At 66.4% G+C, this 14,985-nt stretch carries 12 protein-coding genes and 1 pseudogene; 8 read left to right on the top strand and 5 right to left on the bottom strand.

All coding sequences use genetic code 11. The features are described from left to right. Positions 1-7: 7 nt before the first annotated feature. Both AB0H42_RS23305 and AB0H42_RS23300 read left to right on the top strand, forming a co-directional pair. Positions 8-880, top strand: a complete 873-nt coding sequence (locus AB0H42_RS23305; protein ID WP_357059069.1) for an SMP-30/gluconolactonase/LRE family protein — start codon at positions 8-10, stop codon at positions 878-880. Between the two features lie 38 nt (positions 881-918). Beyond that, positions 919-2,025 (top strand): phosphotransferase family protein, encoded by a 1,107-nt coding sequence (locus AB0H42_RS23300; RefSeq protein WP_357059066.1) that lies wholly within the window; start codon positions 919-921, stop codon positions 2,023-2,025. Positions 2,026-2,161: 136 nt separating this feature from the next. Here the strand turns inward: AB0H42_RS23300 and AB0H42_RS23295 are convergent, their stop codons facing one another. After that, the gene (locus AB0H42_RS23295) at positions 2,162-2,731 is read right to left on the bottom strand and encodes a PadR family transcriptional regulator (RefSeq protein ID WP_357059063.1); all 570 of its coding nucleotides are present in this window, start codon (positions 2,729-2,731) and stop codon (positions 2,162-2,164) included. Positions 2,732-3,054: 323 nt separating this feature from the next. Between AB0H42_RS23295 and AB0H42_RS23290 the strand changes: the two genes are divergently transcribed. Continuing rightward, a complete protein-coding gene (locus AB0H42_RS23290) occupies positions 3,055-5,076 on the top strand; it encodes an NADPH-dependent 2,4-dienoyl-CoA reductase (protein WP_357059060.1) in 2,022 nt (673 codons plus the stop codon). 178 nt (positions 5,077-5,254) lie between these two features. Here the strand turns inward: AB0H42_RS23290 and AB0H42_RS23285 are convergent, their stop codons facing one another. Further along, positions 5,255-6,469, bottom strand: a complete 1,215-nt coding sequence (locus AB0H42_RS23285; protein WP_357059057.1) for an FAD-dependent monooxygenase — start codon at positions 6,467-6,469, stop codon at positions 5,255-5,257. Next, positions 6,466-7,863, bottom strand: a complete 1,398-nt coding sequence (locus AB0H42_RS23280; protein ID WP_357059054.1) for an MFS transporter — start codon at positions 7,861-7,863, stop codon at positions 6,466-6,468. Before AB0H42_RS23280 ends, AB0H42_RS23285 begins: the two co-directional genes overlap by 4 nt. 103 nt (positions 7,864-7,966) lie before the next feature. Here AB0H42_RS23280 and AB0H42_RS23275 point away from each other — a divergent pair, with 103 nt between their 5' ends. Continuing rightward, positions 7,967-8,608, top strand: a complete 642-nt coding sequence (locus AB0H42_RS23275) for a TetR/AcrR family transcriptional regulator (protein WP_357059051.1) — start codon at positions 7,967-7,969, stop codon at positions 8,606-8,608. A gap of 94 nt (positions 8,609-8,702) precedes the next feature. Beyond that, complete coding sequence (locus tag AB0H42_RS23270; protein ID WP_357059302.1) at positions 8,703-9,068, top strand: hypothetical protein; 366 nt, start codon at positions 8,703-8,705, stop codon at positions 9,066-9,068. On the opposite strand, the gene AB0H42_RS23265 is transcribed toward AB0H42_RS23270, so the two are convergent. Beyond that, positions 9,044-9,682: a GntR family transcriptional regulator gene (locus tag AB0H42_RS23265; RefSeq protein ID WP_357059048.1), complete on the bottom strand. Its 639-nt coding sequence runs from the start codon at positions 9,680-9,682 to the stop codon at positions 9,044-9,046. The two genes, AB0H42_RS23270 and AB0H42_RS23265, sit on opposite strands and share 25 nt — an antisense overlap. Before the next feature lie 69 nt (positions 9,683-9,751). Here AB0H42_RS23265 and AB0H42_RS23260 point away from each other — a divergent pair, with 69 nt between their 5' ends. The 3 genes from AB0H42_RS23260 to AB0H42_RS23250 are packed head-to-tail and all read left to right on the top strand — an operon-like array spanning position 9,752 to position 14,133. Beyond that, a complete protein-coding gene (locus AB0H42_RS23260; protein WP_357059045.1) occupies positions 9,752-11,131 on the top strand; it encodes an FAD-dependent oxidoreductase in 1,380 nt (459 codons plus the stop codon). Then, the gene (ilvD, locus tag AB0H42_RS23255; RefSeq protein WP_357059042.1) at positions 11,128-12,792 is read left to right on the top strand and encodes a dihydroxy-acid dehydratase; all 1,665 of its coding nucleotides are present in this window, start codon (positions 11,128-11,130) and stop codon (positions 12,790-12,792) included. Before AB0H42_RS23260 ends, ilvD begins: the two co-directional genes overlap by 4 nt. 33 nt (positions 12,793-12,825) lie before the next feature. Continuing rightward, complete coding sequence (locus AB0H42_RS23250) at positions 12,826-14,133, top strand: MFS transporter (protein ID WP_357059039.1); 1,308 nt, start codon at positions 12,826-12,828, stop codon at positions 14,131-14,133. A 185-nt stretch (positions 14,134-14,318) separates the two neighbouring features. On the opposite strand, the pseudogene AB0H42_RS23245 reads toward AB0H42_RS23250, so the two are convergent. Next, a pseudogene (locus tag AB0H42_RS23245) lies at positions 14,319-14,657 on the bottom strand (transposase); the annotation flags it as partial. Positions 14,658-14,985: the final 328 nt, after the last annotated feature.

Raw genomic sequence — 14,985 nt, 5'->3', positions numbered from 1 at the left:
GAACCTCATGGCGACCACCCAAGCTGAACAGATCTCGACGGGCCACGGCCTTCTGGAAGGGCCCCTCTGGACGCCAGAGGGTCTACTCGTGGCCGACGCCACGGCCGGAGGCGTGCTTCGCATCACCGACTCGGGTCGGACCGAAACTGTGATCGAGCACAGGCGTGGAATCGGTGGAATGGCTCTGCACGCCAATGGCGGACTCGTCGTCAGCGGCCGGAACGTGGCAGTGAAGGGTCTTGTCGGAAGTGGTGACACGGCGACTCATGTGTTGCGAGAGAATGATCCATCCAACGACATCGTCGGGTACAACGATCTGACGGTGGATGCCAAAGGTCGCCTGTATGTGGGTTCACTCGCCTTTGTCGCTTCGGAATCGCGGGATGCCGATAAACCGGGCCAGCTGTTCTGCATCGACCTGGATGGTTCCGCACGGATCGTGGCCGAAGATATCCTGCTCACGAACGGGCTCGGATTCTCGCCCGATGGCTCATTGCTCTATCACGCCGATACGCTGCGGTCGACCGTCAATGTGTACGACGTCGACGATCGCGGCGGACTCGGCACCAAGCGATCCTTCGTGATGACCGGGGACGGCGAACAACCTGACGGGCTCGCCGTCGATGCCGCCGGAAATGTGTGGGTCGCGCTGCCGCACAGCGGTCAGGTCGGTTGCTTCGATCACAGCGGAGAGCGTGTCGCGTCGATCCAGATCGACGTCCCGATGGTGACGAGTTTGGCCTTCGGTGGCGATGATCTTCGAGAAATGTACATCGTCTCCGGCTCCGAGGGACTCGGCACCGATCGTGGAGCCGGCGTGTTCCGGGCGCGTGTCGAGACACCGGGACTGCCGGCAGCTCCGTGCCGGGTCGAGTTTTGAGCACCCTGGGCGGCCCTGCGCACCTCGGGCACCGGTCGATGAGTCCTACCGCGTCGGGCACGGCCGGCGCCGGCGCCGATCGTCAGCAGTTGAACTCCGGGGAGGCGCAGGTTCGTCAGCAGCACCGGTTCGATGAACTCGCATTGGGGGAGTGGCTTCGGCCGAGGGTGAGTGGCTTCGCGGGACCCCTGAAGGTGACGCAGTTCCGCGGGGGCCAATCGAATCCCACGTACCGGCTGAGTACGCCCGGTGCTGACTACGTCCTGCGGCGGAAGCCGCCAGGTGAGTTGATTCCGGGGGCTCATGCCGTCGACCGGGAGGCGCGCGTCATCGCGGCGCTGGGTGGTGCCGGCATTCCAGTCCCCGAGATCTTGGCTGAATGTCAGGATGACGCCGTGATCGGCACGGCCTTCTACGTGATGGAACACGTAGAAGGGCGAATTTTCTGGGACAGCAGCATGCCAGAGGTTGCCTCGTGCGATCGAGCCCTGATGTTCGACGACATGAATCGAGTCGTCGCCGCATTGCACTCGGTGGATCCTGACACAGTCGGGCTGAGCGACTTCGGCCGAAAAGGTGGCTACCTGCGGCGTCAGCTGGACCGATGGTCTCGGCAGTACGATTCCGAGGCCGGTGGACACGACCCGGATATTGATTGGCTACAAGGATGGCTTCGCGAGAGAGTGCCGACAGAGGAACGCGTCTCGATCACTCACGGCGACATCAAATGTGACAACCTCATCTTTCATCCCACAGAGCCTCGGGTAGTTGCGGTTCTCGACTGGGAGCTTGCCACATTGGGCGATCCACTCGCCGACTTCGGTTACAACGCGTTGATGTATCACTTGCCGAACGATATCGCTGGTGGATTGGGGGCATTTTCGGCCGAGGAGCTCGCAGTGCTGGGGATTCCGTCAGAGGATGAGTATGTGGCGAAGTACTGTGCGCGGTCGGTACGTCAACACATTGATGATCTGGACCTCTACCTGGCATTCAATGCCTTTCGGCTCTACGCCATCATGCACGGTATTCGAGCGAGGATCGCGCACGGTACAGCAGCGTCGCCGCACGCGGACGAGATGATCTCGTCGATGCCTCAGCTCGCGCAGCTCGGTAGACGTCTGGCAGAACGCGCCGGGGATTGACCGGTCGACGCTCGCCGAACGAGATCGCATCTGGCCGGACGCGATAACGCGACCACCTGGTTTCAGGGTCGGTGGCGTTTCGTCGGCATTCAGTTGATACCGCATCCCACTGGATGGCGGGTGGGGGAGCCCGCATTCACCCGGCAGGCTGCCGCCGGACGGCGGTGTCGGCCTCCTGCATCTCCCGCACGGCGGTGATCGCTTCCGTGAGCCACTCGGTCCAGAATTCTTCGAGACCGATACCGGCGCGAAGGACCAGGTGGCGGAGGCGTTGCTCGTCGGTACTGTGGTCGGCGAAGTCGCGCGCCTCGATGCCGAGATACTCGTCGAGTTGGCGTCGGTGGACTTCGAGGTGACGGCGTAACTCGGGCTCGATGCCGTCGATCCCGACCACTGCGGCGGCACGCATGCGCAGCAGCATGACATCTCGGATCGGGCGGGGATTTTGGCCGGCACCGACCCAGTGGACGAGTGCAGTGCGCCCGGCGGGCAACACTTCATAGGTCTTCTTCTGACCTTGCAGTGTCTCGGGTTCCTCGCGCGCGGTGATGTAGCCGGTCTCCTCGAGTTTGTTCAACTCTCGGTAGATCTGTTGATGCGTGGCCGACCAGAAGTAGCGAATCGATCGGTCGAAGCGCCGCGCCAACTCCAATCCTGACGATGGCTTCTCGAGCAGAGCCGTCAGGATGGCGTGTGGCAAAGACATGCAGCTGTCCTTCTTTGTAGTGGCCCGACGCTGACATGGGTATCCTACTTCGCCACAATGCCCCCCGGGGGGTCTCGCGATCGTCAGCTCCAGTGCGGCGCCGCGGACGGTAGCCAGGTAGAGGACCAGGGAGTTTGTCGTAGTGGGTGGCCGCTGCGCGGTGCTGTTCGAGACGGCTGACAGCGCCCACCGCGTGCCGCAACGCGTAGCGGCTCGGACACCGATCACTGAGAAGGTAAGCGTCCCTACCCGCTTTTGCAACTAGTTGCATAACCATGGTTCATGGCTTAACGTGCTGACCAACCACTCAGGAAGGGTCAAGTATGACCACCTATCCCCACCTGCTGGCACCGCTCGACCTCGGCTTCACTTCGCTGAAAAACCGTGTAGTCATGGGGTCGATGCACCTCGGACTAGAGGAAGCTCCCGACGGATTCGCGCGGATGGCCGAGTTCTACGCCGAACGCGCCCGTGGTGGTGTCGGCTTGATCGTGACCGGTGGCATCGCCCCGAACATCGAGGGCCGGCCTTTTGTTCATGGTGCCAGCATGACCACACCCGCCGATGCCGCGCAGCATCGTCCGATCACCGACGCGGTGCACCGCGTGGGCACCAAGATTGTGATGCAGATCCTGCATTTCGGCCGCTACGCCAAACACCCCGACCTCGTCGCGCCCAGTCCGATCCAAGCCCCTATCTGCCCGTTCGTCCCGCGGGAAATGACGGGCGAGGACATCGAACGCACCATCGAGGACTACGTCCGTGCCGCTGAACTCGCCCGTGACGCCGGATACGACGGCGTGGAGATCATGGGGTCGGAAGGCTACCTGATCAACGAGTTCTTGGCCGAACGCACCAATCGCCGCACCGACGAGTGGGGCGGTGACTTCCGCGCGCGTATGCGCCTACCCATCGAGATCGTCGCCCGCACCCGGCGCCGACTCGGTGCCGAATTCATTCTGGTGTACCGGATGTCGCTACTGGACCTGGTGCCCGGCGGATCGACGCCGGCGGAATCGCTCGAGCTCGCCAAGGAGATCGAAGCGGCCGGGGTGAGCATCATCAATACCGGGATCGGATGGCACGAATCGCGAGTTCCCACCATTGCCACCTCGGTCCCGCGTGCTGCCTTCGTCGCGGTGACAGCTCAGCTCAAAGCCGCGGTATCGGTGCCGGTGGTCGCCAGCAATCGCATCAATACCCCCGACGTTGCCGAGACCCTGCTCGCGGACGGAACCGCCGACATGGTTTCGCTGGCGCGCCCACTGCTGGCCGATCCCGAGTTCGTAGCCAAGGCCGAACTCGGGCGACCGGACCGAATCAACACCTGCATCGGCTGCAACCAGGCCTGTATCGATCACACCCTCAGCGGCAAGATCACCTCGTGCCTTGTCAACCCCCGGGCCTGCCACGAAACACTGATCTCGCTGACGGCGGTTCGTACCCGGCGGCGGATCGGTGTCGTGGGTGCTGGGCCTGCCGGGATGGCGTTCGCCGTCAACGCCGCCCATCGCGGGTACGTGGTGACCCTGTTCGACGCGGCACCGGTACTGGGCGGCCAGTTCGATATCGCCCGCCGCATCCCCGGCAAGGAAGAGTTCGCCGAAACACTGCGCTACTTCACCGGCGAACTGGCCAGGGCAGGAGTGGAACTCCGGTTGGGAACCACCGTCACCGCGCAGACCCTGATCGATGAGGCATTCGACGAAGTCGTCATCGCCACCGGAATCCTCCCGCGACTTCCGGCTATCAGCGGCATCGACCACCCCAAGGTTGTCAGCTATCTGTCGGTGCTGCGTGACGGAGCGCCAGTCGGAAGGCGGGTAGCGATCATCGGCGCCGGAGGCATCGGATTCGATGTGGCCGAATACGTTTCGCAACCGGGGCCATCGACCAGCCTCGACATCGCGGCGTTCAACCGACACTGGGGTATCGACAGTGATCTGCAGACACCGGGTGGACTGGTCGACCCGCACCCGTCAGCTTCGCCCCGCACCGTCTACCTGCTGCAACGCAAAACGTCCAAGATTGGCGCCGGACTGGGCGTGACGACCGGCTGGATCCATCGAGCCGAACTCACGCAGCGTGGAGTCCATATGCTCGCCGGTGTGTGCTACCACCGCATCGACGAGGAAGGCCTGCATATCAGCATCGGCGACGAGGATCGGACCCTCGAGATCGACACCGTCATCGTCTGCGCCGGCCAGGACTCTCGCCGGAACCTGTTCGACGAACTCTGCAACCACGGACTGAGCCCCCACCTGATCGGCGGCGCCTCCGTGGCTGCGGAACTCGATGCCAAACGAGCCATCCGTCAAGGCACCGAGCTTGCCGCGAGTATCTGAAAGAACCGGCCCAAGGGCTTGGCACAGCCCAGGTCACCGCACTGAGGTTCCGGCTTATTCGGATAAAGATTGATGTACCCGAGTTCGGCCTCGCTCGAGAAGCAGCGAACACGCCCAACCGGCACCCGGCCCCGGCCTTGGTCATCGGATCCGGTGGCCGGGCACGATGAGGTGTCGGTCATGGGGCGAACTCGGGCAGGGTCAGGGCAGAATGGGCGGGCCGTTCCGCCGGGGCGGGCATCGCGCTGAGGTTGCGTAGCATCTCGTTTCGTTGCTGCAGGGCCTGCGCGGTGGCCGGGAACAGCGCGGCATCACCTTTGCCGACCTGGTTCTGGTTCAGCGTCACGAATTCCCGTGTGTCGTGTTCGTAGGCGGCGAAGCCCGCGGCGTGGTCTCGGTCCGCCAGTGAGCCGGCGAGCATATACGCGCCGACGAGCGCAAGGCTGGATCCCTGTCCGGTGAGGAATGAGGGCGCGTACGCGGCGTCGCCCACCAGTGCGACTCTGCCGCTGGACCAGCGGGGCAAGTGGATCTGGCCGACTGTATCGAAGAACAGGTCCTCCGCCTGCCGCATGGCATACAGCATGCCCGGGACCTGCCATCCGGCGTCGGCGAAAACGCCCACGACCAGTTCTCGTTGGGCCTGCGGGTTCCGGAACGCGTCGAACGGTGGGGCCGGGTGGACGAAGTTCAGCAGGGCATGCACTGTGTCGTCGTTGTCTCCCACGGCGTAGAGTGCCGCGGCCCGGCCCGGCGTGTTCCACAACACGGTCTCGCGGCTCAGCCCCAGGGTGTTGGGCATGGTGAATCCGGCGAAGCAGTAGCCGAGGTATCGATGGAACTGCGTTTCGGGGCCGAACACGAGTTCGCGGGTGCGGGAATGCAGACCGTCGGCCCCGACCACAAGGTCGAAAGTTTCGGTGCCGCCCCGTCGGAAGGTGACATCGACGCCGTGGTCCGACTGGTCGAGCGTGTCGATGGAGTCGCCGAACAGGAACTGCACGTCGTGACGAACCGCCTGGTACAGAGCGGCGGTCAGTTCCCCGCGCGGTACCTCCAGATCGTTTCCCGTGCCGCCGGTCAGGGAGTGTGGGGCCACCGATGCCACCGCGTTGCCGGAGCCGTCGAGGAAGGAGACCCGGCGCAGGTCGATATGGGCGTTCTGGAGCCGTGGCAGGATTCCCATCCGCCGCACGACTTCCAGCGCGGTGCCGCGCACATCGATGGGGTAACCACCGCCGCGGAAGGCGCTCGCTTTCTCGACCACCGTGACGGCGAATCCGTAACGGTTCAACCAGAACGCGAGGGCGGGCCCCGCGATGCTCGCTCCGGCAATCAGTACTTTGCGTCGCGGTGTGGTGCGGTTGCCCCTCGTCGATTCGGTGCCGGTCATTGCGTGACTCCTTTGTTCATGGTCCGGGCGACGCACAAGGACAGCGCCGTCATGGCTCCGGCGATGACGAAGCCGGTGACGAAGGCCGATTCGGCCGGGACATCGGATCCGGAAGGGGTTGCGGCGGTGAGGATCGCGCCACTGAGCTGGGCGCCCACGGCGTAGCCGAGCACGCGAGTCACCAGGACCAAACTGGTGGCGATGCCGGTGTCACCCCGATCGACGGAGGTGGCGATGCCCGTCACCATCGCGGTCACGCACAGGCCGTTGGCAAGCGCGACCATCGCCTTGCCGCCGACGAGGTGCCAGACCTCGGTATGAAAGGCCGCCAGGCCGATCAGCGCGACGGCCAGCAGCACGATCCCGGCGGTGACGACGGCACGCGAGCTGGAACGCCGCGTCCAGACCCCGCTGATCGGCCCGGCCAGTGTCGCGGCAACAGCGCCGGGCAACAGCAAGAAGCCGATTTCGGTGGCGCCCGCCCCGAACCCGTATTCGCCGGTCGGCACCGCGAGCAGTTGCGGGACCAGATAGACCGCTACCGACGTACCGGCACAGATGGTAAATGTCAGCACACACGGCTGCCATATCGCGGGCCGTGCGAGCATGCGCAGATCGATCATCGGCGCGGCCGCGCGCCGCTCGACAGTGATCCATCCGATGACGAAGGACCCCAGGACCACGACGAGGGCGCCCAGGACCAATGGTCGGGAAGCGAGCTCGGGCGCCAGCGCGAGTCCGAGCATCAGCGTGGCCAAGATCCCGCTCAACAGACCCAGGCCCGGCCAGTCGATCCCGGCGGCGTCGGTCCGGCCGGGCGTATCATGCGGCATCAATCGGTTCACCAGTGCGGTGGCCGTGATGACCGCGATCGTCGGCAGCGCGAACATCCAGTGCCGGGAAAGTGCTTCCGCTACCGGCCCAGCCGCCAGTGTGCCCGCCATCCCGCCCCCCACGAACAATCCGCTGACCACCCCGATGGCCACCTTCGCCGCGCCCGCGGGCAGGTGTTCGCGTACCAGGATGAACGCCAGCGGCAGAGCGCCCACCATCGCGCCCTGCAGTATCTGGCCCAGCAGCAGGACGGGCAGGTTCGGTGCCAGGGCGGACACCAGCCCTCCGGTCGAAACCACCGACATCAGCTGGATCAGGACTCGTTTTCCGCCGTAGCGGTCGCCGAACTTGCCGGCGACCGGTGTGATGAGCGCGCCGGTGACGAGGAGTACCACGCTGAGCAGCGCACCCTGGCCCGGACTCATATCCAGCTCGCGTTGCAGCAGCGGGAGGGTCGGTGTCACCACCGATTCCAGAGCACCGGTGGCGACCGCCAGCATGCCGAGCGCCGCGACAGCGGGCTTCCCGATACGGGCTGCGGGAGCCAGCGTTTCGGTCATGGACTTCCTTCCGTAGTCGCGGCCACGACGGCCTGCAAGCTCCGCGAACGGTGCGGCACCGCAATACACTACACCGTGCAGTGTAATTCGGTAGGATATCGTCATGCCGACCACGAAGACACTGCGTGAGGGGTCAACCCAGAAGCGGGCTGCCATACTCTCCGCCGCGCGGGAACTGTTTCTCGCCCAGGGGTTCGACCGGTCCAGCGTCGATGCGGTCGCCGCCCGCGCCGAGGTGTCCAAACGGACGGTCTATGACTACTTCGGTGATAAGCACACATTGCTACAAGCAGTCGTCGACGCAGTCGGCCAGTCGCTGACCGACACGATCCGGCGCACGCTCGACGACACCCTCACCGGTCTCCCCGAAGGCGCCGATCTCGAAGAGTCCCTGGTCACCTTCTCGATGCGTATCGCCACCGATATGCTCGGCTCGGCGGAGTACGCAACGCTGGTTCGATTGGTTCGCGCGGAATCCGGCCACCTACCGCACCCCGGCTACAACCCGATGGCCGACACTCCCGAGGAAGCAATCGCCGAGCGGTTTGCCGCCTTCGCCGCGGCTGGGCTACTCGACATTCCCGACCCCCGGCTCGCGGTCGACCAATTCCTCGTCTTGGCGTTCGGGGTCGCACTCAACAAGTTCGGCTCGGCGAATGCCGCGGAGGATCCTCGCGTCGAGCCGCTCGTAGTCGAGGGCGTGCGCACCTTTCTCAGGGCGTTCCGGACTGGTCCGGTGCGGTGAAGTGGTGAGTCGACCAGCTCCGCGTTTGCCTACCAGCGGCAGGGTCGGGCACACCGGACCGCGGCGGTGCACAGTGCGGTAATGGGCCGCAGCCCTGCGACTCGACGCACACGAGTACGAGCATCTCCGTCAACTCGTCGCCCAGCGACCCCGGACGCAGCGTCGACCGGCACCGGAAAAGCTCGATCTCGCGGCGCGAGATCTGTTGCGCGCGTTCGGCACCACGCTCGCGCTCGTCCTGGGCCGTCGCACCGACGTGCTGGCCTGGAACCCGCTGGGGTATGCGTTACCGGCCGGGCGCATCGACCGCACCGCGCCGGACCGGCCCGCGGATCGGCCGAATCCGGCCCGGCGATCGGAGTTGTTGAGGTGGACCTTGCCTGCCATGGAGCCGGATCGTCCTCGCCTGGCCGCACGGCCACGTACTCCACGTACTCACTGGTTCCGCAGGGTCCGGTAGGTGAAGTCGGTCAGGTAGTCGTTCAGCCTGAGCGAGGCCTCGGGCGCCTTGGTCTGGTCGCCGTGGCAGATGGCACGCAGGATGTCCCCGTGGAGGTCGGCCGCTTCGGCCAGCTCCACCTTCGGATCGCGCAGGTGGGCGAACCAGAACCGGCGCGAGAGGCCCTGCAATGGGGCCATAGCCACCGAGAGGTACTCGTTGTGCGCGGCCTCGACGATCAGGGTGTGGGTCTGCTTGAGCAGTTCACCGAACCGTTTGGAGTCTTCGCCGTCGAACTTGCCGAGGATCTCGGCCAGCGCCAAGATGCGCTCGCGCTGCTCCGTCGTGGCGCGGAGGGCGGCGAGGCGGACCGCGAGCTCTTCCACGGAGCGGCGTAGTTCGAGCACCTTGAGCTGGGCCTCGATCGATGTCGGGGCGACGAACACCCCCTGGTTCGGATGGATATCCACCATGCGCTCCCGCGCGAGCCGTTGCAGCGCCTCGCGCACCGGGGTGCGGCCGAGCCCGGTCCGTTCCATCAGCCGGGACTCCGACAACAACGACCCCGGTGGGAGCTCCTGGAACGTGATCATGCGTTCCAGCACGTCGTAGGCCTGGTCGGCCTTGTTCACCACGGGCGGTCCTCCTTCGCACTCCACTACTGGGTCTGGACAGTACCGTGCTCAGCGATGTACAACCGGTACATGACCAATATATCGGACTGGTCGCTGACCGGTGGACCGCTCGACCGCGGACTCGAGGTGCTGGCCGAGGTCGACGTTCTCGTGGTCGGGGCCGGAGCGGCCGGTGTCGCGGCGGCGGTCGTCGCGGCCGAGGCAGGCAAGTCGGTGCTCGTCGTCGAGAAGTACGGCTTCGCCGGTGGCGCGGCGGTCGCAGGCATGTCCGGCACGATCTGCGGGATGTACCTCGCGTCGGACACCGACCGGGAGCCGCGGCAGGTCGTCGCGGGGTTCACCGAGCGATTTCGACGGGAGCTGGCAACCCGCGGCGGTCTCACCGCGCCGCAGGTCTACGGCAAGACCTGGACCGCAGCGCACGACCCGCTCATGTGGCGCGAGGTCGCGGACGACCTCCTCGAAGCCGCAGGTGCCACTGTCCTGTATCACACCGCGGTCACCGCCGTCGTTCTCGACGGCGATACCCACCGCGGGGTCGTGGTCGAATCGAACGCGGGCCGGGCAGTGGTGCTGGCCGCCAGGACGATCGACGCCTCGGGTGACGCGGCGGTGATCGCCCGCGCCGGGTACCGCTACACCTTCGGCGACCACGGCACGATTCAGAACCCGACCATGTTCTTCCGTCTCGGCAACGTCGACGTCGCGCGGTTCCTGGAGTTCTACGGCGAGGATACGATCTGCCCGCCGTACGTCAGCGAGGAGATTCTCCGGGCGCGGGACGCGGGCCTGGACCTGCCGCGGCAGAAGATCTGGATTTTCACCACTCCCAGACGCGGCGAGCTGCTCGTCAACGCGACACGGCTGGCGGGCCGCGACGGGCGGATGCTCAATGTGATCGACCCAGCGGATTTCACCGAGGCCGAGATCCGGGGACGGCGGCAGGTCCGTTCGTATGCGCGGATCCTGGCCGAACGGATCCCCGGTTGCGAAACGGCTTTCGTGGTGGACACCGGGGTGGAGGCAGGGATCCGGCAGACTCGCACGATCGCCGGTATCGAGCGGCTGTCCAACGAGGACATCCTCGCGGCACGCAAGCGCGAGGACGGGATCTGCCGGGTGCCGTGGCCGATCGAGCTGCACGCCGGTGACCGGCCGAAACTGACCTGGCTGCTCGACGACTACTACGAGGTGCCCTACGGCACGCTCGTGCCCGAACGCGGCGAGGGCATCATCGTCGCGGGCCGTTGCCTGAGCGCCGAGCACGAGGCGCTCGCCTCGGCGCGGGTCACCGCGCAGTGCTTCGAGTACGGCCACGCCGCCGCCGTCGCGACGCTGTTGTCGCTCGACAACAGCCGCCCGTACCGGGAACTCGACGGCCGCGAGGTCCGGTCCGCGATGGCCGCCAACGGAAGCGCACTTTCCCGTCCTGACAGGAGAACAGTATGAATGAGCTGCGGAGCAACTTCGAGCCGGGCACCACCCGTTGGGCCGTGCGCCGCGCCCAGTGGAGCGCGATGGGAATCAGCGCCGAGGATCAGCGCAAGCCCAAGATCGCGATCGTCAACACGTCGTCGAAGCTGTCGGTGTGCTTCGCGCACCTCGACGACGTGGCGAAGGTCGTCGAGGACGCGGTCCGCGAGGCGGGAGGGCTGCCACTGGAGATCCGCACGACCGCGCCGTCCGATTTCGTCACCAGCGCGGGCCGTAAGGGGCGGTATCTGATGCCGACCCGGGACCTGATCGTCAACGACATCGAAGCCGCCGTCGAAGGTGCCCAGCTCGACGGCATGGTGCTGTTGTCGAGCTGCGACAAGACGACACCGGCCCACCTGATGGCCGCCGCCCGGCTCGACCTGCCTTCGGTCATCGTCGTCGGCGGTTACCAGCGAGGAGGCACCTTCTCCGGATGCTCGGTCGACATCGACTCGGTGTACGAGTCAGTGGGTGCCGTAGCGTCCGGGAAGCTGGGCGTGGAGGAGCTCGGCGAGCTGGCCGACCGCGCGATCGAGGGACCCGGCGTGTGCGCGGGCCTGGCGACGGCGAACACGATGCACGTGCTCGCCGAGGCGCTCGGCATGGCGATGCCCGGTTCCGCGCCGACGCGCGCGAACTCCGCGCCGATGCTCGAACGCGCCGCGGCCGCGGGACGCCGTGCCGTCGAGCTGGTCCGGGAAGGGCTCACCGCACGGAAGGTGCTGACCCGCGACGCCATCGAGAACGCGGTAGAGGTGGCGCTGGCGCTGGGCGGTTCGGTCAACTGCGTCCGGCACCTCACGGCCGTGGCCGCGGAGGCCGACCTCGACCTCGACGTCGTTGCGTTGTTCGAGGAGAAGGGCCGCGGCGCCAAGCAGCTCGCCGCGATCCGTCCGAACGGGACACACCAGGTGTGGGACCTCGACCGGGTAGGCGGGGTCCGCACTGTGCTGCGTGCGCTGGCCCCGCGGCTGCACACCCACGCGCTGACCGTGTCCGGCAGCACCGTTGCCGAGGTGGTCGCCGAGGCACCTGGGCCGGACGGCGATGTGGTGCACCCGCTGGAGAAACCCGTCGCCGACGAGCCGGGCCTGCTGATTCTGCGTGGGTCGCTGGCCCCGGACGGCGCAATCGTCAAAGTCGCCGGAGTGGGCTCGGCGCGCCGCCAGTTCTCCGGGCTCGCCAAGGTTTTCGCGGGTGAGGACGAGGCCATCGCCGCGCTCGGCCAGGGCGGGATCGAGCCCGGACAGGTGATCGTGCTGCGCGGGATGGGCCCGAGGGGCGGGCCCGGCACAGTGTTCGCCGCGAGCTTCGTAGCCGCCCTCAACGGCGCCGGCCTCGGTGGCCAGGTCGCCGTGGTCACGGACGGCGAACTGTCCGGGCTGAACCACGGTCTCGTCGTGGGGCAGGTCATGCCCGAAGCAGCCGACGGCGGACCACTCGCCGGGGTCCAGGACGGGGACAGCATCTCGATCGACCTCGACGCACGGCTGATCGACGCCGACCCCGTGCGCGACGGCAAGCCCATCACCGCCGGGGACCCGGGCGCCGAGCGCGGCTGGCTGGGCCAGTACGCGGCACTGGTCGGACCGATTCAGCGGGGTGCGGTCCTGCGCCGTCCCGCCCGCCACTGAAGTTTCTCTGGCCTCCGAAGGAGTTGGCTTTACATGACCGAATCGCGACGGCGCGCCCGCAAAGCCGGTATCGCCGCCCTCGTCGGCACCACGCTCGAGTGGTACGACTTTCTGATCTACGGCACGGCTGCCGCGCTGATCTTGAACAAGCTGTTCTTTCCCACGATCAGTCCGGTCGCGGGCACACTGGCCACCTTCGCCACCTACGCCGTCGGTTTCCTCGCCCGACCGCTGGGCGGCATCGTGCTGGGCAACCTCGGCGACCGGCTCGGCCGCAAGACGATGCTGGTGCTCACCCTCGTGTTGATGGGCGTCGCGACCACGCTGATCGGCGTGCTGCCCACCTACGATCAGATCGGCGCGTGGGCGCCGGCCCTGCTGATCCTGTTGCGTCTCGTGCAGGGCTTCGGCGCCGGAGGCGAGTACGCCGGCGCCGTGGTGCTGTCCGTCGAGCACGGCGACCAGCGACGGCGCGGACTGGCCGGTGCGTGGGCCCCGGCCGGTTTCGCGCTCGCCACCCTGCTCGCGACTGGGGTCTTCCAACTGTTCCTGCTGCTGCCCGACGATCAGTTCCGCCAGTGGGGCTGGCGAGTACCGTTCCTGCTGGGGCTCGTCATGCTCGTGATCGGCTACTTCATCCGCAGCGGCGTGGACGAGACTCCCGCGTTCGAGAAGGCGAAGCAGGCCGAGGAAACCGAACCGGGGCTGTTCGCCGCGCTGCGGAACCAGCCGAAGAGCTTCCTGGTCGTCATCGGTGCCCGTTTCGCCGAGAACGGCTTCGCCTATCTGTTCCCCGTGTTCGCGGTAGCTTTCCTGACCCAGCAGCTGGGCCTGTCCGAGTCGCTCGCGCTGACCGCGGTGATCATCGCGTCGGCCGTACAAGTGGGCGGAGTGCCGCTGTTCGCCTGGCTGTCCGACAGGTGGGGACGGCGGCCTGTCTACGCGGCCGGCGCTGTCGCGTCGGCGCTGTGGACCGTACCGTTCTTCCTCCTGCTGGAAACCCGCGAGCCGGTAGCCGTCGTCGTCGGGTTCGTGGTGGGACTCGGCATCTGCTACCCGGCGATGCTGGCGCCGCAGGCGGCGTGGTTCGCGGAGCTGTTCGAGACCAAGACCAGGCTCGCCGGATTCGCGTTCGCCCGTGAGATCGGTTCTGTACTGGCGGGCGGTTTCCTGCCACTGATCGCTACCGCGCTGCTCGCGTGGTCCGGCCACTGGTGGCCGGTCGCCGTGTACCTGGGGCTGCTGACGGTGCTCACCCTCATCGCGCTCGCCGTCGGCCCAGAAACCCGGCGCTACGACATCGAGTCCGCCGGTACGCGCGAGACGGTCCTGACGGGGTAGCCCAGGGATCGACGGGGACGAGGCGGGTGTTGCGGCCCACCTCGTCGACGATCCGGTCGCACCTTGGCCGGCCGCAACACGATCCCGCGGTCCACAATGGAGGCCTCCAGGCATTCCCTGGCGGAGTGGCGAAAACGGTTCATCGAGCACGGCTTGGCCGGGCTGGTCGATGAACCCCGGCCGGGACGGCCGCTGACCCCGAACCGGTCACGCAGCACCTGCACGGCCCGGCGGCGGCGGTCCGGGCTCAGTAGTTTCCCCGGTTCAACTCCCTGAGCATGTCGATGTCGAGGCCTGATCAGCGACCATCCGCTTCAACCGGGCGTTCTCACGTTCGAGCTCTTTGAGCCGTTTGGCGTCTTCGTATGTTATCCCGCCGTACTGATTCTGCCAGCGATGCCAGGTCGCATCCGAAATCTCCAGGCGCTTGCACACGTCCTCGATCGTGAAATTTCCACCGAGCAGCCGCTACCCTCGCGGAGCTTGCGGATGATCCGCTCGGGCGCGTGCCGACGTCGTGACATGGTGTGATCGTCTCCTCCTGCACCCATTCTGGTGCTTCAGAACTCTCACAACCGATGGACCCATTCGGTGGATCGAGGCTGAGCCCTCGCTGCGCCGAATCGAGGTCTCGGCAGTCCAGGTACATATTCAGTGGTTAAGCGATTAGGGTGCACTGATGAGTGTGGAAGAAAACAAGAGGATTGCCTGTGAGTTGGTGCAGGGCCTCGACTCCGACCATGGCGACGCAGCTTTCGATCTTCTCCATGAGAGCGCCTTGTGGACTGTGATGGCACACGCTGATTCGTTCCCTGTCTCAGGCAGCATGTCCAAGGCGGAGTTCGTCGAGCA

Origin of the sequence: Nocardia sp. NPDC050799 (assembly GCF_040654015.1) — a bacterium.
In the GTDB taxonomy this organism is placed as follows: Bacteria; Actinomycetota; Actinomycetes; order Mycobacteriales; family Mycobacteriaceae; genus Nocardia.
Note: the sequence above shows the minus strand (reverse complement) of the source record. Positions and strands in the feature narration are given on the sequence as shown.